The sequence below is a fragment of the Rouxiella silvae genome, assembly GCF_002093625.1.
In the GTDB taxonomy this organism is placed as follows: domain Bacteria; phylum Pseudomonadota; class Gammaproteobacteria; order Enterobacterales; family Enterobacteriaceae; genus Rouxiella; species Rouxiella silvae.
Genome location: NZ_MRWD01000054.1, coordinates 1 through 21,380 on the forward strand (window position 1 = coordinate 1; position 21,380 = coordinate 21,380).

The window sequence follows — 21,380 nt, forward strand, 5'->3', positions numbered from 1 at the left end:
AGCGGGAATAGCTCAGTTGGTAGAGCACGACCTTGCCAAGGTCGGGGTCGCGAGTTCGAGTCTCGTTTCCCGCTCCAATTTTCTTCTTCAAATCACCAAGCCAGTCACGATGCCTCTTACGGGCGTTTTTGCCTTTGCCAAAAATGTGTTGAATTAATTTTGTGAACAGAGTTATCCACAGATTACGTTCGTTTTTTGCACTGTGGGTTATTCGTACACTGGATATTGCCAAAAAATAACTCGTTGATTTTTATCAATAAAAATTAATCACAAAACGTTATGGCGATCGCTTGCTCTTTTTTTTGCAATTGATCGGCAAAGCAATTTTATTTTTATGCACAGCGGGGATAATTCTGTATTCACAAAATAACCCCCATTTTATGCATCTCGCGGTAAACCTTTTTCCACCGCTCTGATCAGCCTTTTCTTCTGCGAAGACTGCACTTCTACCTGATGTTCGCTTCTTCTGGCCAACTGCTGCGCGATTGCCCATTCGATATGTTCGTCCAGCATACTATTTTCCCCTTTTCTGCTTTGCAGCGTTAAAACGATGTTTTCATCGTAGGGGGCATTGCCCAGTGCCACAGAAATATTACGCAGCCAGCGCAGGTGGCCAATGCGCCTAATGGGCGAACCTTCAGTGATGCGCAGAAACTTCTCCTCTTTCCAATTGAACAGCGCGATGAGCTCAGGTGCATGCAGGGCGGCACGCGGGCTGAAATCATCTTCGTCGGTCAGTTGCGAGTAGCGATTCCACGGGCAAATAAGCTGGCAGTCATCACAGCCATAAATACGATTGCCCATCAGTGGACGAAATTCTTCTGGAATAGCGCCCTCAAGTTCAATGGTGAGATAAGAGATACAGCGGCGTGCATCAACCTGATAGGGCGCAACGATAGCACCGGTCGGACAGATAGTGATGCAGGCCACGCAGCGCCCACACTGCTCTTCCTGTGGTTTATCCACCGGCAGAGGCAGGTCGATGAGGAGTTCGCCGAGAAAGAACCATGAGCCGGATTCTCGGTTAAGTATTAGTGAGTGCTTACCAACCCAGCCAAGCCCCGCCTTTTCGGCTAAAGGGCGTTCCATGATGGGGGCTGAATCAACAAATGGGCGGAAGCTAAGTGCCAGGTCAGGTTGGGACTCGGTGCAAAATGTCTGGATCATATCGCCCAGCTTTTTCAGCCTTTGGCGTAAAACTTTATGATAGTCGCGACCTAACGCGTAGCGGCTCACGTAGCCAAGCGTTGGATTATTCAGCGTTTTTGCAAAGGCTGCTTTGGCCGGAAGATAGTTCATGCGCACGCTAATAACCCGCAGCGTTCCGGGCAGCAGCTCATGCGGACGGGCGCGTAACATGCCGTGACGCGCCATCCACTCCATCTCTCCATGATATTGTTTATCAAGCCATGCCTGTAGCTTTGGCTCTTCTGCCGACAGGTCGGTATCGCAGATGCCAACCTGTTGGAAGCCTAGCGACTGGCCCCATTGCTTGATATGTTGGGCTAATTGTTCGAGATCGAGGAGGTGCGTCATGACTAACCAAATTGAAAAACAGGACCTGCACAGTTTACCCTATTCCGTCTATTCTGCAGACTGGTTGCGGCAGGCCGAAGCACAAGCGGCGCAGGATACAGGCCTTTCATTGTTTACGCTAATGCAGCGTGCAGCGGCCGCCGCTTTTCGTGCTGCTCGACAGAAATTTCCCCATGCTACCCACTGGGTGGTGCTTTGTGGCCACGGCAATAATGGTGGCGACGGCTACGAAGTCGCGCGTCTGGCTAAAAATGCCGGTCTCAACGTGACTCTGCTGGCGGTAAGCGGCTCAAAAATGCTGCCCGCCGAAGCTGAACAGGCAAGAAAAGGGTGGTTGAATGCCGGTGGGCAGGTTGGCGACATCAGCGCCGATTGGCCGCACGATGCAGACTTGCTGATTGATGCACTGTTGGGTACGGGGCTAACCTCGGCGCCGCGCGAACCGCTGGCGCAGCTCATTAAAGCGATTAATCAGCAACATGCGCCGGTTGTTTCCCTTGATATTCCGTCGGGGCTGGCGGCTGAAACCGGCACAACGGCGGGTGAAGCGGTTCACGCTGCGCTGACGGTAACGTTTATTGCCTTGAAACCCGGCCTGCTCACCGGACAGGCCCGCGACTATGTCGGTGAGTTGCAGCATAGCGCGCTGGGTCTCGAGAGTTGGCTGGGGGGGCATCGGCCTCTGCTGCAACGCCTAGACACTCGAAGGTTGGCGGAATGGCTCAAACCGCGTCGGCCCTGCTCTCACAAGGGCGAGCACGGACATTTGTTGCTGATTGGTGGAGATAGCGGTTTTGCTGGCGCCATCCGCATGGCAGCAGAGGCCGCGCTGCGTACGGGTGCAGGAATGGTGCGAGTACTTACTCACAAACAACACATTGCGCCACTTCTCACCGCCCGTCCCGAACTGATGGTGCAGGCGTTGACCGATGCATCGCTGTCCGAGGGACTTGAGTGGGCCAGCACTGTGGTCATTGGGCCGGGGTTAGGTCAGAACGATTGGGGAAAATCCGCTTTCAAACGCGCGTCCGAAAGCGAAAAACCTGCATTATGGGATGCAGATGCGCTTAACATGCTGGCAAAAAATCCACAGAAACGGCAAAATCGCGTCTTGACGCCTCATCCCGGTGAGGCCGCCCGACTGTTGGGTTGTACAGTGAAGGAAATTGAAAGCGACCGCTTACTTTCTTTGCAACGCCTGACCGAACGCTACGGTGGTGTCGTGGTATTAAAAGGCGCGGGTACGCTGATAGGCTCTGAAGACGGCCAAGTCGCGATTGCCGACGTCGGTAACGCCGGTATGGCAAGCGGCGGCATGGGTGATATCCTTTCAGGCGTGATTGGCGCCTTGCTCGCCCAGAAGTTATCTTTTTATGATGCAGCCTGCGCCGGAACGGTAGTTCACGGTGCGGCGGCAGACATCATTGCGCAACGCCAGGGCACACGCGGCATGCTGGCAACGGATTTGTTAACCTGGATAACCCCGTTGGTTAACCCTGACCTAGAAAAATAGACATTATCCAATGAATCAACTGACCTTACCTCTGCCAGACGAAGACGCAACCTTGAAACTTGGGGCTGATTTAGCCACTGCCTGTTTGGGCTCAACCGTTATCCATCTTTTTGGAGATTTAGGCGCAGGTAAAACCACCTTTAGCCGCGGTTTTTTACAGGCGCGCGGACACAAGGGCAATGTTAAAAGCCCAACTTATACGCTGGTGGAGCCTTATCAGCTTCATCCGATGGCGGTTTATCATTTTGATCTGTACCGTCTCGCCGACCCCGAAGAGCTGGAGTTTATGGGCATTCGCGACTATTTTACCGAAGACGCGATTTGTCTGGTGGAGTGGCCACAGCAAGGTGCGGGCGTTTTGCCTGAACCTGACCTGGAGCTGACGCTCGAATACCAGCCCGAAGGCCGATTGGCGACCATCAAGGCCGTTTCAGAGGCAGGTAACCGCCTACTGCAGAAGCTACAAGAGCAAGGATAATGCTGTAATGATTCATTGCGTTAACAGATTTTGGAAAACAGTCGCGGCTCTTGTGGTGCTCACTTTTACCGTGATGGCACCGGCTGCAATCGTTCCTGCCTTTGGCGCAGGTATGAAAAATATCAATGTTTCCAATGGGAGCGCGCAATCAACCGTCACCATCACTTTTGATGGCAAACCTGACTACTCCTTCTTTCCGCTGCATAGCCCAGAGCGGGTAGTCATCGACATCAAGCAAAGTGGCGTGATGCGTGGAATGCCGCTGAATTTTAGCGGACAAAATCTGGTAAAGCGCGTACGCGCCAGCACTCCGGCTGATGCCACCACGCAGCGTCTGGTGTTTGAATTGACTCAAAAGGTCAGAACCAACGCGCAGGTTCAACAGGACGGCAGCCGGTATACGGTGGTATTCACGCTCAATGCTGTCGCACCACAGCGGGGTTCATCACCCACTATTTCTCGCGTACAAACCACCAGCAGGCCCGCGACTGCCGCACTGCCGGCGGGTAATCCTTTTGACGGCGATAAGGCCCCTCTCGCGACCAGTGCTCCGGTTGCCAGCACCGGTCTCACGCCAAGAACGCGTGGCACAACCTCTGACAATCAGGTGATTGTGGCAATTGATGCCGGTCACGGCGGCCAGGATCCCGGCGCACAGGGCAGTGGCGGCCTGAAAGAGAAAAATGTGACCATTGCGATTGCCCGCAAGCTGCAGGCCGAGATGGCCCGCGACCCGATGTTTAAACCCGTTCTGACCCGTGACGGTGATTATTTTATCTCGGTTATGGGCCGCTCGGACGTAGCGCGTAAAAAGGGGGCTAACCTGCTGGTCTCTATTCACGCCGATGCGGCGCCGAATCGTAGTGCCAGCGGTGCGTCCGTGTGGGTGCTGTCCAACCGCCGTGCCAACAGCGAAATGGGTAACTGGCTCGAACAGCATGAGAAACAGTCGGAACTGCTCGGCGGTGCCGGAGACATGCTGGCAAATACTGCCTCAGATCCTTATCTCAGTCAGGCGGTGCTTGATTTACAGTTTGGGCACTCGCAGCGCGTAGGGTATGACGTCGCCACCAAAGTATTGCAGCAGCTGCGCAAAGTGGGCGCACTGCACAAAGCCAAGCCTGAACACGCCAGCCTCGGGGTATTGCGGTCACCGGATATTCCTTCGCTGCTGGTCGAAACCGGCTTCATCAGTAATCCAAATGGGGAGCGGCTGCTTGGAAGCAGCGCGTACCAGGATCAAATTGCGCATGCCATCTATGAAGGCCTGCGCAGTTATTTCCTGGCGCATCCGTTGCAATCCGGCCCAAAGGTCGAAAACCGACCGTTGCTGGCGAGCGCAACGGCGGTAACTAACTCAGCGCCAACAAGCGGTTCACTGAGCCAGCCGGGACCGATTGAAGCCACGGCAGCGCTGGGCGGTGCGACGCAGATTCATCAGGTCAAACGCGGTGAAACATTGACAGGCATTGCGGCGCATTACGCCACCACGCCGAGCGCGCTGCGCGACCTCAACAAGCTGAAAAAAGACGGCGTGTGGGTTGGCCAGCGGCTGAAAGTTCCGGCAGCGACCTCGGCGGTTTCACGAAACGTGACGGCGAAAGTCAGCAAAGCGCAGTCGGCCAAGAAGGCGGCGAAGCATAAAGTGGTGCGCGGCGACACGCTTTCGGCAATAGCGGCAAAATACGGTGTTAGTATGAGTGAGATCAGAACGGCGAATCATATGAAATCCGGTGATGTGCAGCTTGGTCAGACCCTGACCATTCCTCACTCCTGACCGGGCGTTGAAGGTAATCTTTTCACGATGACAGGAGCGACCATGCCGATTCGGATACTGCCACCACAGCTGGCAAATCAGATTGCCGCCGGTGAGGTTGTTGAACGCCCCGCGTCAGTGGTGAAAGAGCTGGTTGAAAACAGTCTCGATGCGGGCGCCACGCGCATTGATATTGATATCGACCGCGGCGGCGCCAAGCTTATTCGCATTCGTGATAATGGCTGCGGTATTGGTAAAGACGAACTTGCGCTGGCTTTGGCGCGTCATGCTACCAGTAAAATCAGCTCGCTTGACGATCTCGAGGCTATCCTCAGCCTGGGCTTTCGCGGCGAGGCGCTGGCCAGTATCAGCTCCGTTTCTCGCCTCATGCTGACCTCACGCACCGCCACGCAGGATGAAGCCTGGCAGGCCTATGCTGAAGGTCGCGACATGGCGGTGACGGTAAAACCGGCCGCGCATCCGCAAGGTTCAACGGTTGAAGTGCTGGATCTTTTCTACAACACGCCCGCGCGTCGCAAGTTTATGCGTACCGAAAAAACCGAATTCACCCACATCGATGAAGTGGTCAGACGCATTGCGCTGGCGCGTTTCGACGTGGCAATTAACCTCAGCCATAACGGCAAGTTGATGCGGCAGTACCGTGCGGTGAAAGATCCGGCACAAAATTCGCGTCGTCTGGCCAGCATCTGCAGCACTACTTTTGTTGAACACGCACTTGAGGTTGAATGGCGTCATGGCGATTTGGCTATTCGCGGCTGGGTTGCTGACCCTGCAGGTTCGCGCAGCCTGACGGACATGCAGTACTGCTACGTAAATAATCGCATGATGAAAGACCGGTTGATCAACCACGCGATCCGCCAGGCCTATCAGGACCAGCTCAAAGACGATCAACAACCCGCCTATGTGCTGTATCTCGATGTCGATCCGCATCAGGTTGACGTTAACGTGCATCCCGCCAAGCACGAAGTTCGCTTCCATCAATCGAGGCTGGTGCACGACTTTATCTATCAGGCGATAGTCACGGTGTTGCAGCAGGCGGGTAGCCCGCAGCTAAATAGCGAAGAAACGGCTGAAGAACAACCGCGCTGGCAGCCCGAGAATCGTCAGGCCGCTGGCGGTAACCATTTTGCTCAGCCTTCCGAACCCGCAAGAAGCACGCCAACGCAGCAAGAACTGGCGGTTAAAACACCTGCTGCGGCTAAACCTATTTTTCCTGAAACCTCGCGTTCTGCACACCTGCGTGAGCCGGCTCAACGTTTTACTGAAGGTAATCCTTACACTAGACCACAGGGCGATCTTTATCAGCGGCTGTTGCAACCGTCTGAAAATGAAACATATAACACCGAAAAACAGTCTGTGCCGAATAAAGCATCCGTCGCGCCAGCGGTGAGTGAGAAAACGTCGGTTGTTACCACACCCGCTCAGGAAGTGGCTCTTGAAGGGCACAGCCAAAGCTTTGGTCGGGTGATGACTGTGTGCCATTCACTTTTTGCCCTGCTTGAGCGCGAACAAAAACTTGTGCTTTTATCATTGCCCGTAGCGGAAAGATGGTTGAAAACGGCCCAACTCACCCCCACTACTGAAGGATTGCGGCCTCAGCCTTTACTTATTCCAGTAAAATTGACCTTAAGTAAGGAAGAACGCACGGCCTTTACTCAGCATCAGGCCATGTTGCAGCATTTTGGTATAGAAATGCTTTTGGAACAGCAGCGTGGGACCTTACGTGCCGTACCTTTACCATTACGTAAACAAAATTTACAAAAGTTGATACCCGACCTGTTAGGCTATATTGCGGTTCTGCGGGAGGTTACTCCTGATGCGGTAGCTATGTGGTTTGCTCGCAGTATCGGCAGTGAGCATGAGGTCTGGACCGTTTCACAAGCAATACAATTACTCACGGACGTTGAGCGGCTTTGCCCCCAGTTGGTCAAGTCCCCCCCGTCCGGACTCTTGCAACCTGTTGATTTACAGCCGGCATTGGCGGCTTTCAAGCATGACTGATCTCGAAAACAAAGCTTTACCCCCCGCTATTTTTATTATGGGTCCCACGGCTTCGGGTAAAACTGCCCTGGCGATGGCCCTACGCCAGCATCTTCCGGTTGAACTTATTAGCGTCGACTCTGCTCTTATCTACAAAGGCATGGATATCGGCACGGCAAAACCTACCGTTGAAGAGTTGCAGGCTGCACCGCACCGTCTGATAGATATTTTGGATCCCGCGCACTCTTATTCGGCCGCCGATTTTCGCGCCGATGCACTGCGTGAGATGAATGAGATAACGTCGCGTAAGAAAATTCCGTTATTAGTGGGTGGAACAATGCTTTATTTCAAGGCGTTGCTCGAGGGGCTTTCTCCTCTTCCACCGGCGGACCCAAAAGTGCGAGAACGCATTGAGACGCAGGCTGCGCAGATGGGGTGGGAAGCTTTACACGCTACACTGAGTGAGATAGATCCGGTTTCGGCACTGCGAATTCATCCGAATGATCCGCAGAGACTCTCCAGAGCACTGGAAGTTTTTTATATTTCGGGTAAAACTTTAACGGAACTCGTTAAAACTTCGGGTGAAAGCTTACCTTACCGGGTACATCAATTTGCGATTGCACCTACGAGTCGCCAATTGTTGCATGATCGTATTGAAATGCGCTTCCAGCAAATGGTCTCGAACGGATTCGAAACCGAAGCCAGGGCGCTTTTCACTCGAGGTGATTTGCATACGGACATGCCTTCCGTTCGTTGTGTGGGTTATCGCCAGATGTGGTCATATTTTTCTGGTGAAATCGACTACGATGAAATGGTTTATCGTGGTGTTTGTGCGACACGGCAGCTGGCCAAACGCCAGATGACTTGGCTGCGCGGTTGGGAAGGGGTCGAATGGCTTGATTCAGAGAAGCCTGAAGAAGCCTTAAACCGTGTAATTCAGGTTGTTAGTGCATAGGTTGGATGATTGTGTACAATTGATAAGTACTCAACGCGCAAATTTTTTATGTGATTTATTTTCGAGCTTATAGGCTCTAAGTTACAAACAACAAACAAATAAGGAAAAGATAGAATGGCTAAGGGGCAATCTTTGCAAGATCCGTTCCTGAACGCATTGCGTCGCGAACGTGTTCCGGTTTCTATTTACTTGGTGAATGGTATCAAGCTGCAAGGCCAGATTGAGTCTTTCGATCAGTTTGTGATTCTTTTGAAAAACACGGTAAGCCAGATGGTGTACAAACACGCTATCTCCACCGTTGTGCCTTCACGCCCGGTTTCTCATCACAGTAATAATCCAGGTGGTGGCACGACCAACAACTATCATCATGGAAGCACACCGACTGCTACCCAGCAGCCGCAGGATGGCGATGACGCCGAATAAGGCGCACAGCTGTTCAATTTCGAAGGGGTTCATAAGAGGTGTAAAACCGCTTATGTGCCCCTCGTTGAATCTTATTTCTCAATTGAGAGGTCACACGCTTGTTTGACCGTTATGAAGCCGGTGAGCAGGCCGTACTGGTTCATATCTATTTCTCGCAAGACAAAGTCACTGAAGACCTGAGCGAATTTGAATCGCTGGTATCTTCTGCAGGTGTTGAGGCGTTGCAAGTCATCACCGGGAGCCGTAAGGCACCGCACCCTAAATACTTTGTCGGTGAAGGAAAGGCCCAAGAAATCGCAGATGCTGTTAAAGCAACCGGCGCATCTGTAATCCTGTTTGATCACGCTTTATCACCTGGCCAGGAACGTAATCTGGAAGCCTTGTGCGAATGTCGCGTGGTCGATCGTACCGGACTTATTTTAGATATTTTTGCCCAGCGCGCCCGTACTCACGAAGGTAAATTACAAGTAGAATTGGCACAGTTACGCCATATTGCAACCCGACTTGTGCGAGGCTGGACTCACCTTGAACGTCAGGGTGGCGGTATTGGTTCGCGCGGTCCTGGGGAAACCCAGCTTGAAACTGACCGCCGTCTTTTACGCGACAGAATCACCCTTATTTTAAGTCGCCTTGAACGTGTTGCCAAACAGCGCGAGCAGGGACGACGCTCCAGAGTGCGGGCTGATATTCCGACTGTTTCACTCGTTGGATATACCAACGCCGGAAAGTCCACACTGTTTAACCGAATTACTGATGCCGATGTTTACGTGGCTAATCAGTTGTTTGCCACACTGGATCCGACGCTGCGACGCATTATGGTTGCCGATGTGGGTGAAACAGTGATGGCAGATACCGTAGGGTTTATTCGTCACCTGCCCCACGATTTAGTTGCCGCTTTTAAAGCAACGTTGCAGGAAACCCGACAGGCATCTCTGTTATTGCATGTGATTGATGCAGCCGATATTCGCGTTGAGGAAAATATCGACGCGGTAAATACGGTGCTGGCAGAGATTGAAGCAGATGACATCCCTGCGCTGTTAGTGATGAATAAAATAGATATGCTGGACGATTTTGTTCCACGTATCGACCGTAACGACGAGAATTTACCAATCAGGGTCTGGTTATCGGCCGTGACGGGTGAAGGTATCCCGTTGCTATTTCAGGCATTAACGGAGCGTCTGTCAGGTGAAATAGCACAGGTAGAACTGTGTTTGCCACCGGAAGCGGGCCGCCTTCGTAGCCGTTTTTACCAGCTTCAGGCGATTGAAAAAGAATGGAATGAAGAGGACGGGAGTGTGGGTCTTATGGTGCGTATGCCCATTGTTGACTGGCGTCGCCTCTGCAAACAAGAACCGGCTATGGGCGAGTATGTCCGTAACGGATTCCCGGTAGATTTCGAAGAGAAAAACCACTGGGATAACTTGACTGATATAGAGCCTGAAGAACACCAATCATAGAATAATGGAGCTATAACATGGCGTGGAATCAGCCCGGTAATAACGGACAGGACCGCGACCCCTGGGGAAGCAGCAACAATAGCGGCAACTCTGGTGGAAATAATTCTGGTGGCAATAATAACAAAGGCGGGCGCGAACAAGGCCCTCCCGATCTTGATGATATCTTTCGTAAACTCAGCAAAAAACTTGGCGGTTTTGGCGGTAAGGGATCCGGCAACGGAAATACCACCGGCCCGCAGAAGAACTTGAGTGGTCGTTTCGCCGGTCTTGCCGTGGTTGCCGTGGTGGTGATTTGGGCAGCCAGCGGATTCTATACCATTAAAGAAGCAGAGCGTGGCGTGGTCACTCGTTTCGGTAAGTTCAGCCATTTGGTTGAGCCAGGCCTGAACTGGAAGCCAACCTTTATCGATAAGGTTCAAGCGGTTAACGTTGAATCCGTTCGTGAGCTTGCAGCTTCTGGCATCATGCTGACCTCCGACGAAAACGTGGTGCGCGTTGAAATGAACGTGCAGTACCGCGTGACCGATCCTCGCGCCTATCTGTTTAGCGTGGCTAACGCTGACGACAGCCTGAGTCAGGCAACTGACAGTGCGCTGCGCGGCGTAATCGGCAAATACACCATGGATAAAATCCTGACCGAAGGCCGTACTACCGTGCGTAGCGATACACAGCGCGTGCTGGAAGAGACTATCCGTCCTTATCACATGGGGATTACCGTTCAGGACGTCAACTTCCAGACGGCACGCCCGCCTGAAGAGGTGAAAGCCGCGTTTGATGATGCGATTGCCGCACGTGAAAACGAACAGCAATACATTCGTGAAGCCGAAGCCTACGCCAACGAAGTGCAGCCTCGTGCGAACGGTCAGGCACAGCGTTTGTTAGAAAACTCTAAAGCTTACAAAGATCGTACCGTACTGGAAGCGCAGGGTGAAGTTGCCCGTTTTGCCGAACTGTTGCCTGAATATAAAGCCGCACCGGAAATTACTCGTGAGCGTCTGTATATCGAGACAATGCAAAACGTACTGAGCCACACGCGTAAAGTGCTAATTAACGATAAAAGCAATAATTTGATGGTGTTGCCGCTGGACCAGCTTCTGCGCGGTAAAGCCGGTGCAACCAACGACAGCGGTGATGATGCGAGCAGCATGATCCCACTTCGTCAGTCAGCCACGCCGTCAAACAGTGTTAAGAAAAGCAGTGCCAGCAACAGCTCAAGTTCTTCTGGCAGTGTCATGGATCAACGCCGTGCGGACGCACAGCGTGACGACACCCTTCGCGTAGGGAGAGAATAACCATGCGTAAGTCAATAATACTTGTCGTTGTTGTGGTGCTGGTGGCGCTCTATGCTTCACTGTTTGTGGTTCAGGAAGGCCAGCGTGGCATTGTGCTGCGTTTCGGTAAAGTTCTGCGCGATGGCGATAATAAGCCGCTGGTGTATGCGCCGGGCCTGCACTTTAAAGTGCCTTTCGTTGAATCAGTGAAAACATTGGATGCACGCGTTCAGACCATGGACAACCAGGCCGACCGCTTCGTCACCAAAGAGAAGAAAGACCTGATCGTAGACTCCTACCTGAAATGGCGTATCAGCGACTTCAGCCGTTATTACCTGGCAACGGGCGGTGGCGATGTGTCGCAGGCAGAAGTTCTGCTGAAACGTAAATTCAGTGACCGTCTGCGTTCCGAAATTGGTCGTCTGGACGTAAAAGATATCGTTACCGATTCACGCGGTCGTTTGACTCTGGACGTGCGAGATGCCCTGAATAAAGGCACCGATGATGATGATGCCGCTGCTGCCGCTACCACTGAAGCCGATGACGCTATCGCTTCCGTTGCCAAGCGCGTAGAGCAGGAAACCAACGGTAAAGTCCCTGCGGTGAACCCGAACAGTATGGCCGCACTCGGTATCGAAGTGGTTGACGTGCGTATCAAGCAAATCAACCTGCCGGCTGAAGTTTCTGACGCTATCTTCCAACGTATGCGTGCAGAGCGTGAAGCCGTGGCACGTCGTCACCGTTCACAGGGTCAGGAAGAAGCCGAGAAGCTGCGCGCCACTGCCGATTACGAAGTCACCCGTACTCTTGCAGAGGCAGAGCGTCAATCGCGTATTACTCGTGGTGAAGGCGATGCTCAAGCCGCCAAACTGTTTGCCGATGCATTCAGCGCCGACCCAGACTTCTATGGCTTTATCCGTAGCCTGCAGGCTTACAGAGAGAGCTTTAGCAGCGGTAACGACGTGATGGTCATGAGTCCAAATGATGATTTCTTCCGCTACATGAAATCACCGGCTAAAACCATCAAGCCGTAAGCCGATTTCACGCTGAAATTGTCTACTTTGCAGTATCCCAAAAGGCCCTTTACGGGCCTTTTGTCATATCTAGAGATTAAGAATTTTTGAGTAAGAGAGCTGCACCACGAAACGGATATTTTTCAGCCAATCGTATGCTAAAAGTACTGAAAGGCGTGGGTCAGGATGGTAGAATCCTTTTTTAACGCAACCGGGTGATTATCGAGATGGGTAAGAACGTTGTCGTACTTGGCACTCAATGGGGTGACGAAGGCAAGGGCAAAATTGTCGACTTGCTGACTGAACGGGCTAAATATGTTGTGCGCTATCAGGGCGGTCACAACGCCGGTCATACTCTGGTTATCAACGGTGAAAAAACCGTACTTCATTTAATCCCTTCTGGAATTTTGCGTGAAAATGTCACCAGCATCATCGGCAACGGTGTGGTTCTGGCGCCTGACGCATTAATGAAAGAGATGGGTGAACTCGAAGCCCGTGGGATCCCGGTTCGCGAACGTCTATTGATCTCCGAGGCTTGCCCGCTGATCCTCTCTTATCACGTTGCCCTTGATATGGCGCGCGAAAAGGCCCGTGGTGCGAAAGCAATCGGCACCACCGGTCGCGGTATTGGTCCTGCTTACGAAGATAAAGTGGCCCGCCGTGGCCTGCGCGTCGGTGACCTGTTCAATAAAGAAACGTTTGCCCACAAGCTGAAAGAAATTATCGATTATCACAACTTCCAGTTGGTTAACTATTACAAAGTGGAAGCAGTTGATTATCAAAAAGTTCTCGATGATGTCATGGCGGTCGCTGACATTCTGACCGCGATGGTGGTCGACGTGTCTGATCTGCTCGATAACGCCCGCAAGCAGGGTGAGCTCATCATGTTCGAAGGTGCTCAAGGCACGCTGCTCGACATTGACCACGGCACCTATCCTTACGTGACATCATCCAACACGACTGCGGGCGGCGTGGCCACCGGTTCAGGTATTGGCCCGCGCTATGTGGACTACGTATTGGGTATTGTTAAAGCATACTCAACGCGTGTGGGCGCAGGTCCTTTTCCTACCGAGCTGTTCGACGATGTCGGGGAATACCTGTGCAAGCAGGGTAACGAATTTGGCGCAACCACCGGCCGTCGCCGTCGCTGTGGCTGGCTCGACATCGTTGCGGTTCGTCGCGCAGTGCAAATAAACTCGCTTTCAGGTTTCTGCATGACCAAGCTCGACGTGCTTGATGGCCTGAAAGAGGTCAAACTGTGTATCGCTTACCGCCTACCAAATGGCAAAGAGGTGACCACTACGCCGTTGGCCGCTGAAAATTGGGAAGGTATCGAACCGATTTACGAAACCATGCCTGGCTGGAGCGAAACAACCTTTGGGGTTAAAGAGCTCGATAAACTGCCGCAGGCGGCGCGCGACTACATTAAACGTGTAGAAGAGCTAACTGAAGTGCCGATTGATATTATCTCTACCGGACCCGATCGCAGCGAAACCATGATCCTGCGCGATCCGTTTGACGCATAAACGTCATTCCGCGCTGTAAAATGCTCTGTCTCAACGTGTGCAATAAAAACCGGGTATCATGCCCGGTTTCAATTTATGTGCCAGCCAACGCCTTCGCCGACGTTTTTCCCCAGGTAATGCTCCCATTTTCAGCGTGTGTTTGATTTAAAGACAAACTTTGTGGCGGCCAGCCCATCCAATAGAGTAATCTTTAACTTACCTGACATCTTTCGGGTATATGCGGATTATTGCTGTCATCATAATCGCGAATGAAAAGGGTAAAAATACCCAGAGGTTAGTGTGCAGTTAACGAGTTTTACCGATTATGGTTTAAGAGCGCTGATTTATATGGCATCGCTGCCTGAAGGTCAGCTCACCAACATTTCGCAGGTTACCGAAGTGTACGGTGTCTCGCGTAATCACATGGTGAAAATTATTAATCAGTTGAGTCGGGCAGGATTGGTCACGGCAATGCGCGGTAAAAACGGTGGGATCAGACTGGGTAAGCCGGCTGAGACCATTTTATTGGGCAACGTCATCCGTGAACTGGAGCCGTTAGCCTTGGTTAATTGTTCGGCAGAGTTTTGCCACATCACCCCTGCATGTCGTTTAAAGCAGGTACTGCATACAGCCGTAGAACACTTTCTTGATGAGTTGAATCAATACACGCTGGCCGATATGGTCAAGGATAATTCTCAACTCTACAAATTATTGCTTGTTGAATGAAAGATTTTCAACAAACTGCTGATGACAACGGAGGAACCGCTATGTCACAAGATCCATTTCTGGAACGGGAAGCAGAAAAATACGAATCGCCTATCCCCAGCCGCGAATTTATTCTCGAACATTTAGGCAAGCGCGAAACGCCTGCCAGCCGTGAAGAGCTGGCAAATGAACTCAATCTGTCAGGTGAAGAGCCGCTGGAAGCGCTGCGTCGCCGTCTGCGTGCGATGGAGCGCGATGGTCAATTGGTGTTTACTCGCCGTCAATGCTACGCACTGCCTGAACGTCTGGATTTACTGAAAGGTACCGTGATTGGCCATCGTGATGGCTACGGCTTCCTGCGCCTTGAAGGCGTGAAAAAAGACGACGTCTACCTCTCCGCCGAGCAGATGAAAATGTGCCTTCACGGCGACGTGGTGCTGGCTCAGCCGGTGGGAACCGATCGCAAAGGCCGTCGTGAGGCGCGTATTGTTCGCGTCGTAGTGCCTAAAGTTAGCCAAATTGTGGGCCGCTACTTTACCGACGCGGGCGCAGGTTTTGTGGTGCCCGACGACAGCCGTCTAAGCTTCGACATTCTTATCCCGGCCGACGCGGTAAACGGTGCGCGAATGGGTTATATGGTGGTGGTCGAACTGACTCAGCGCCCAACGCGGCGCACCAAGGCCGTGGGTAAAATCGTTGAAGTCCTCGGCGACAAAATGGGTACCAGCATGGCGGTTGATATCGCACTGCGTACCCATGAAATTCCTCACGTCTGGCCGCCGCAGGTTGAAAAACAGGTTGCTGGTCTGAGTGAGCTGGTGCCTGAAGAGGCCAAAAAAGGTCGCGTTGACCTGCGCAATTTGCCGCTGGTCACCATCGACGGCGAAGACGCGCGTGACTTTGATGATGCCGTTTACTGTGAAGCAAAACGCGGTGGCGGATGGCGTTTATGGGTTGCCATCGCCGACGTCAGTTATTACGTTCGCCCAGGCACTGCACTAGACGCCGAAGCACGCAGCCGTGCTACCTCGGTTTACTTCCCGTCTCAAGTGGTACCGATGCTGCCGGAAGTGCTGTCGAACGGCCTCTGCTCGCTGAACCCGCAGGTCGACAGACTGTGCATGGTCTGCGAAATGACCATTTCTGCCACGGGTAAACTCACCACCTCCAAGTTCTACGAAGCGGTGATGAGCTCCCACGCGCGCCTGACTTATACCAAAGTCTGGCACATCATCGAAGGCAATGAAGAGCTGCGTGAGCAGTATTCTCCGCTGGTTAAGCATCTGGAGGAGCTGCACAAGATGTACAAAGTGCTAGACCAGGCGCGTGCAGAACGCGGTGGTATTGCCTTTGAAACCGAAGAAGCCAAGTTTATCTTCAACGCCGAACGTCGCATTGAGCGCGTTGAGGCGACGGTGCGTAATGACGCACACAAGCTGATTGAAGAATGTATGATCATGGCGAACATTTCGGCGGCGCGTTTTGTTGAAAAACATAACGAACCGGCACTGTTCCGCGTGCATGACCGTCCGAGCGACGATCATATTTCTGCACTGAGAAGCGTGCTGGGTGAGCTGAGCCTGACCATGGGCGGCGGGTTGAAGCCTGAGCCGAAAGACTACGCCGACATCATGGATCAGCTAAAAGATCGCCCCGATCGCGAGATGCTGCAAACCATGCTGCTGCGTTCAATGAAGCAGGCGATTTACGATCCGGAAAACCGTGGGCACTTCGGTCTGGCATTGACTTCATACGGCCACTTTACCTCGCCAATCCGTCGTTATCCTGACCTGGCACTGCACCGCGCGATCAAATATGTGCTGGCAAAGGAGCATGGGACTCTGAAAGATCGTTGGACGCCGACCGGCGGTTACCACAGCGATTACGACGAAATGGTGGTGTTGGGCGATCACTGCTCAACGGCAGAGCGCCGCGCCGACGAAGCGACCCGCAACGTGGCCGACTGGCTGAAATGCGACTTCATGCAGGACCACGTGGGCGAGGTCTTTAACGGGATTATCTCCAGCGTGACCGGATTCGGCTTCTTTGTCCGTCTGGCGGACCTGTTTATCGACGGGCTGGTGCACGTTTCATCGTTGGACAACGACTACTATCGCTACGACAACATTGGCCAACGTTTGGTCGGTGAGTCTTCAGGCAGCGTTTATCGCCTGGGTGATGCGGTCGAAATTCGCGTTGAGGCCGTTCATATGGACGAGCGCAAAATCGATTTCGCTCTGGTTTCCAGCACCCGTAAACCGCGCGGTGAAGGTAAAACGGCACGAGACAGAGCCAAGAAGGGGGGTGAACGCAGTATGCGTCCCGCCGGTGCAGCGAATGCAGGCCGCCGTCGTTCTGCTAAAAAGAACGTGAATTTTGAGCCTGATAGCGCCTTCCGCAAAGAGGGCGACAAGTCCGCCAAACCGGCGAAAGCCAAAAGAGCGGGCACCGGCAAAGCAGAAACTGCGAAGGCTGAGGCAGGCAAAGGCGCTAAAGTGGTCAGTGCGGTCGGTAAAGACGGCAAGCCAAAGAAAGCCAAAAAGCCTTCTGATAAAACCCAAAAAATAGCGGCGGCCACCAAGGCCAAACGGGCGAAAAAAAAACAGGTTGAATCTTAATCTGCGTATTTATTGACTGATGCCTGCGTCAGTCAATGATAGAATCGCCTTAAGCCACTAAGCTATCACTCCATCATGCGGGCACTTGCCCGCATGATGTTTTTTTAAAGAGTCCTATTTTAAAGAGCATCATGAGCGAAATTATTTACGGTATTCATTCCGTTAAAGCCTTACTCGACAACGATCCGCAGCGCTTTCTGGAGGTGTTTATTCTGAAAGGCCGTGACGATAAACGCCTAAAACCGCTGATCGACGATCTGGAAGCCAGCGGCATCGTGATTCAGGTTGCCAGCCGTCAGTGGCTGGACGACAAATCGGAGGGCGCGGTCCATCAGGGGATCATTGCGCGGGTAAAAGAGGGGCGTCAGTATCAGGAAAACGATCTGCCGGCCCTGCTTGAGAGTCTCGAATCTCCCTTCCTGCTGGTGCTGGATGGTGTAACTGACCCACATAATCTGGGTGCCTGCCTACGTACTGCCGATGCAGCCGGTGTCCACGCAGTGATTGTGCCTCGCGACCGTTCGGCCAAGCTGAATGCTACGGCGAAAAAAGTGGCCAGTGGCGCGGCTGAAAACGTGCCATTGATTAACGTCACTAACCTGGCGCGCACCTTACGTGTGTTGCAGGAGCACAACGTCTGGATCGTTGGCACCGCTGGTGAAGCCGATCACACCTTGTTCCAAAGCAAAATGACCGGCCCGATGGCGCTGGTGATGGGCGCTGAAGGCGAAGGTATGCGTCGCCTGACGCGTGACCACTGCGATGAACTGATCAGCATCCCTATGGCCGGTTCTGTTTCATCACTGAACGTCTCCGTGGCAACCGGTGTATGCCTGTTTGAAGCGGTTCGCCAGCGTGCAGTAAAAGCCAAAGGCTGATAGCCGGCTTTGGCAAGGTCGACTTAAACAATAACTCAGGCCTGATCCCTCTCCCGCAGCTTTCACGGCTGCGGGCGTTTCCCCTGTTTGTGATCCACTCTGCGGTAAAAAAATCAGTTTTTACCATACTGAATCCTGAAGCTATGGATGACGGAGGTGGTAATGAACTGGGAAACTCACCGGGTGTTTAATCAACCCAAGCCTTTAAACAACAGTAATCTCTTCCTTTCTGATACAGCGTTGCGCGAAGCCGTGGTTCGTCAACATGCTGGCTGGGACCTGGACGTGCTCGCCTCGCTGGGCCAGCAGCTCGGCTCGGCGGAGTCGCTGGAGCTGGGGCGCCTGGCCAATGCTAATCCACCTGATTTGCTGCGCTTCGAGCCAACCGGAGAGCCGCTGGACGACGTGCGTTTTCATCCTGCCTGGCATCTGCTGATGCAGGGTCTGGTGGCCAATCGAGTGCATAATCTCTCGTGGGAAGAGGACGCGCGCATTGGCTCGTACGTGGCACGCGCTGCCCGCTTTGTGCTGCACGCGCAGGTTGAGGCAGGAACGCTTTGCCCCGTCACCATGACGCACGGTGCCATTCCTCTGTTGCAGCAGAGTTTGCCTGCCGAGTTCAGCGGCTGGCTTACACCGCTGCTTTCAGACCGCTATGACGCACATTTGCTCTCCGGTGATAAAAAACGCGGGCTGCTGATTGGCATGGGCATGACGGAGAAGCAGGGCGGTTCGGACGTGCTCAGTAATACCACCACTGCTACCGCCGTTGAGGGGCGCGGACCGGGCAAACCCTATCGACTGGTCGGGCACAAGTGGTTTTTCTCAGTACCACAGAGTGACGCGCATCTGGTATTGGCACAGGCCGAAGGTGGACTCTCCTGCTTCTTTTTACCCCGAGTTCTGCCCGACGGTGAGCGTAATCGCGTGCGTATTCAGCGTCTGAAAGACAAGCTGGGGAATCGCTCCAACGCCAGCAGTGAGGTTGAGTTCTTCGACGCCGTCGGTTGGCTGCTGGGCGACGAAGGTGAGGGCGTGCGCCACATCCTGAAAATGGGCGGCCATACGCGGTTTGACTGCGCACTCGGCAGCCACGCCATAATGCGCCGAGCGTTCTCCGTGGCGCTGTATCACGCCTTTCAGCGTCAAGTTTTCGGCAAACCCCTGATAGAACAAGCGTTAATGCGTCAGGTGCTGGGCCGAATGGCGCTACGTCTAGAAGGGCAGACCGCGTTGCTGTTTCGTTTGGCTCACGCCCGTGCGAGCGTGAACGATACGCACGAACAGGTGATAAGCCGATTACTTACTCCCGCCGCCAAGTTCGAAATTTGCCGTCAAGGGATCCCCTTTGTGGCTGAGGCGATGGAAGTCTTGGGCGGGATTGGCTACTGCGAAGAAAGTGAGCTGCCACGGCTGTATCGCGAAATGCCGGTCAACAGTATTTGGGAAGGGTCAGGCAACGTCATGTGCCTTGACGTACTGCGCAGCCTGAAAAAGATGCCGTCGGCGGTTGAGGAGGTACAACACCGGTTGCATCAGTCGCGCGGTCAGAATCGCCTGTTTGATAAAGCGATACGACAGTTTGCCCAGCGGCTGAAAAGGGCAGATGAAGGTATGGGGCGCGTCATCGCCAGTCAGCTGTTTAATCTTTATGCCGCGGCAGAAATGCTGGAATACTCTTCACCCCCGCTGGCCGATGCCTGGTGCCGTCTGACGCTTGACGATTGCGGCGACAGCCAGATTGATGACCGGCTGTGCCAGCAGCTTCTTGAGCGAGCTATCGGCGCACAGTAGCGGTGTGCCGATTAATCTCAACTTTATCATTTATTTATAAAGGATTGCTTCCGAGTACCAGCGCCCCGGACGAATACTGTCACTGACCAGCAGAATCAGGTAGTAATGCGCACCCGCTTCGTCGGCCTTGTGTTTAATCGCCCGCTCAACGTCCATCGGGCTGCCTAATGCATCGGCAGAAACTGTGCCTATCTTGGTCAGGGTGGTGGTTTGCGCTCTGACCACTTCCTGCGCGTGGTGGGTCGGCGCAGGAGGCGGCGTCGGCGTGGTTTCAAAAACGCTGCAAGCGCTTAACGCGCTGAGTAACACGACTGCGCCAAGTACGCGCCTGATATTGCACAAGGTCATTTTCATGGGTTTTATTCCTCAACAAGCCTGACTCAGTGTAGCGCCGCAGACAGGCCGTTGGCGAATCCGATAGTGTGTCATTTTGAATATAAAAAATAGCCAAAAGTTAGTGGTGGCTTTTTTGCAGGTGGATAAAATGATTCGGTCAGCTTACAGGCAACCTGACCCAAACGGGCCTGCAAATTTAAGGAGCGAGAGATGGTTGAGATGTATGAGGAAAACGTTGAAGGTATTCAGCTTATCCACGCGGTGCCTGCCGGAAAATACCATGATTTACTGCCCACCGTATTCTTCTACCACGGATTTACCTCGTCGAAAGAGATCTACTCCTACTTTGGATACACGCTGGCAAAAGCCGGTTATCGGGTCATTTTACCCGATGCGTTGATGCACGGCGCCCGCGCCGAACCTGATGAAAGCGTGTTGCTCAATAACTTCTGGCGCATTTTGCAAACTAATGTCACAGACCTCGCGCTGTTAAAAGAGACCTTCGTTGCCCGCGGCCTGGCCGATGAAAATCGCCTTGGCGTCGGAGGGGTTTCGATGGGCGGCATGACCGCCATGGCGGCTCTGGCTCACTTTCCGTGGGTAAAAGTGGCGGCCAATTTAATGGGGTCAGGCTATTTTGCCTCGCTGGCTGATCATCTTTATCCTTCGTTTGGCATGGATACCGGCCTGACGCGTGAGGCGTTTGAGCACCAAACCGAGCTTCTGCTGAGTCTGGATATCAGCGATAAAATGGCACTTATCGCCAGTAAACCCCTGTTGGTGTGGCACGGCGAACAGGACGACGTGGTGCCATTCGGTGAAAGTGCCAGGCTTAGGCAGGCGCTTGAGGCGTATGATGATGCGCCTAATCTGACCTTTATCAGCGAACCCACCGCCAAACATCGCGTTTCGGTTTACGCATCTATCCGCACGACCGAGTTCTTCGCGGCCCATCTGTAAACCACGCCAAACGGTCACCGTACGACGTCGAAAAATTAATCAGACTGGGTGCTTGAGTTTTTGAGCGTCCAGTCATATAATTGCGCGTCATTTTTTCAGCCGTACACATAACACGTTCCTTGCTTCCATGGGCCACGGTTGACCCTGACAGGAGGCTGAATAATCCGTAAGGAGCAATTCT

General features: G+C 53.1%; 17 protein-coding genes and 1 tRNA gene. 16 read left to right on the forward strand and 2 right to left on the reverse strand.

Going from position 1 to position 21,380, the window contains the following annotated elements; genetic code table 11:
* Position 1 precedes the first annotated feature (1 nt).
* A tRNA-Gly gene (locus BS639_RS19200) sits at positions 2 to 77 on the forward strand.
* Positions 78 to 378: 301 nt separating this feature from the next.
* Here BS639_RS19200 and queG read toward each other — a convergent pair.
* The gene (queG, locus tag BS639_RS19205) at positions 379 to 1,536 is read right to left on the reverse strand and encodes a tRNA epoxyqueuosine(34) reductase QueG (protein ID WP_055782307.1); all 1,158 of its coding nucleotides are present in this window, start codon (positions 1,534 to 1,536) and stop codon (positions 379 to 381) included.
* Here queG and nnr point away from each other — a divergent pair.
* From nnr to BS639_RS19275, 14 genes are all read left to right on the forward strand, one after another.
* Complete coding sequence (gene nnr / locus BS639_RS19210) at positions 1,535 to 3,049, forward strand: bifunctional ADP-dependent NAD(P)H-hydrate dehydratase/NAD(P)H-hydrate epimerase (protein ID WP_084984060.1); 1,515 nt, start codon at positions 1,535 to 1,537, stop codon at positions 3,047 to 3,049. The genes queG and nnr overlap by 2 nt on opposite strands.
* A 10-nt stretch (positions 3,050 to 3,059) precedes the next feature.
* Entirely contained in the window at positions 3,060 to 3,527 is a 468-nt protein-coding gene (gene tsaE, locus BS639_RS19215; protein WP_084984061.1) for a tRNA (adenosine(37)-N6)-threonylcarbamoyltransferase complex ATPase subunit type 1 TsaE, read from the forward strand.
* A gap of 7 nt (positions 3,528 to 3,534) precedes the next feature.
* The gene (gene amiB / locus BS639_RS19220; protein ID WP_084984062.1) at positions 3,535 to 5,304 is read left to right on the forward strand and encodes an N-acetylmuramoyl-L-alanine amidase AmiB; all 1,770 of its coding nucleotides are present in this window, start codon (positions 3,535 to 3,537) and stop codon (positions 5,302 to 5,304) included.
* 42 nt (positions 5,305 to 5,346) lie between these two features.
* On the forward strand, positions 5,347 to 7,305 hold the full coding sequence (mutL, locus tag BS639_RS19225) for a DNA mismatch repair endonuclease MutL (protein WP_055782321.1): 1,959 nt from the start codon (positions 5,347 to 5,349) through the stop codon (positions 7,303 to 7,305).
* On the forward strand, positions 7,298 to 8,239 hold the full coding sequence (gene miaA / locus BS639_RS19230; RefSeq protein ID WP_055782324.1) for a tRNA (adenosine(37)-N6)-dimethylallyltransferase MiaA: 942 nt from the start codon (positions 7,298 to 7,300) through the stop codon (positions 8,237 to 8,239). The genes mutL and miaA overlap by 8 nt, the downstream gene beginning before the upstream one ends.
* A 114-nt stretch (positions 8,240 to 8,353) precedes the next feature.
* Positions 8,354 to 8,662, forward strand: a complete 309-nt coding sequence (gene hfq / locus BS639_RS19235; protein ID WP_055782328.1) for an RNA chaperone Hfq — start codon at positions 8,354 to 8,356, stop codon at positions 8,660 to 8,662.
* Between the two features lie 98 nt (positions 8,663 to 8,760).
* Positions 8,761 to 10,119 (forward strand): ribosome rescue GTPase HflX, encoded by a 1,359-nt coding sequence (gene hflX / locus BS639_RS19240; RefSeq protein WP_055782331.1) that lies wholly within the window; start codon positions 8,761 to 8,763, stop codon positions 10,117 to 10,119.
* Between the two features lie 17 nt (positions 10,120 to 10,136).
* On the forward strand, positions 10,137 to 11,411 hold the full coding sequence (hflK, locus tag BS639_RS19245; RefSeq protein WP_055782334.1) for an FtsH protease activity modulator HflK: 1,275 nt from the start codon (positions 10,137 to 10,139) through the stop codon (positions 11,409 to 11,411).
* 2 nt (positions 11,412 to 11,413) lie between these two features.
* Positions 11,414 to 12,424: a protease modulator HflC gene (gene hflC / locus BS639_RS19250; RefSeq protein WP_055782337.1), complete on the forward strand. Its 1,011-nt coding sequence runs from the start codon at positions 11,414 to 11,416 to the stop codon at positions 12,422 to 12,424.
* A 206-nt stretch (positions 12,425 to 12,630) separates the two neighbouring features.
* The gene (locus BS639_RS19255; RefSeq protein ID WP_055782342.1) at positions 12,631 to 13,929 is read left to right on the forward strand and encodes an adenylosuccinate synthase; all 1,299 of its coding nucleotides are present in this window, start codon (positions 12,631 to 12,633) and stop codon (positions 13,927 to 13,929) included.
* A 279-nt stretch (positions 13,930 to 14,208) separates the two neighbouring features.
* Positions 14,209 to 14,634 carry a nitric oxide-sensing transcriptional repressor NsrR gene (gene nsrR / locus BS639_RS19260; RefSeq protein WP_055782345.1) on the forward strand — a complete coding sequence of 142 codons (426 nt, stop codon included), beginning with the start codon at positions 14,209 to 14,211 and terminating at the stop codon, positions 14,632 to 14,634.
* 41 nt (positions 14,635 to 14,675) lie between these two features.
* Positions 14,676 to 17,231 (forward strand): ribonuclease R, encoded by a 2,556-nt coding sequence (gene rnr / locus BS639_RS19265; RefSeq protein WP_055782943.1) that lies wholly within the window; start codon positions 14,676 to 14,678, stop codon positions 17,229 to 17,231.
* A 131-nt stretch (positions 17,232 to 17,362) separates the two neighbouring features.
* Complete coding sequence (gene rlmB, locus BS639_RS19270) at positions 17,363 to 18,109, forward strand: 23S rRNA (guanosine(2251)-2'-O)-methyltransferase RlmB (protein WP_055782348.1); 747 nt, start codon at positions 17,363 to 17,365, stop codon at positions 18,107 to 18,109.
* Positions 18,110 to 18,271: 162 nt separating this feature from the next.
* Positions 18,272 to 19,903 carry an isovaleryl-CoA dehydrogenase gene (locus BS639_RS19275; RefSeq protein ID WP_084984063.1) on the forward strand — a complete coding sequence of 544 codons (1,632 nt, stop codon included), beginning with the start codon at positions 18,272 to 18,274 and terminating at the stop codon, positions 19,901 to 19,903.
* A 30-nt stretch (positions 19,904 to 19,933) separates the two neighbouring features.
* Here the strand turns inward: BS639_RS19275 and bsmA are convergent, their stop codons facing one another.
* A complete protein-coding gene (gene bsmA, locus BS639_RS19280; protein WP_055782355.1) occupies positions 19,934 to 20,257 on the reverse strand; it encodes a biofilm peroxide resistance protein BsmA in 324 nt (107 codons plus the stop codon).
* 192 nt (positions 20,258 to 20,449) lie between these two features.
* Between bsmA and yjfP the strand changes: the two genes are divergently transcribed.
* On the forward strand, positions 20,450 to 21,199 hold the full coding sequence (gene yjfP / locus BS639_RS19285; RefSeq protein WP_084984064.1) for an esterase: 750 nt from the start codon (positions 20,450 to 20,452) through the stop codon (positions 21,197 to 21,199).
* The last annotated feature ends 181 nt before the right edge of the window (positions 21,200 to 21,380 follow it).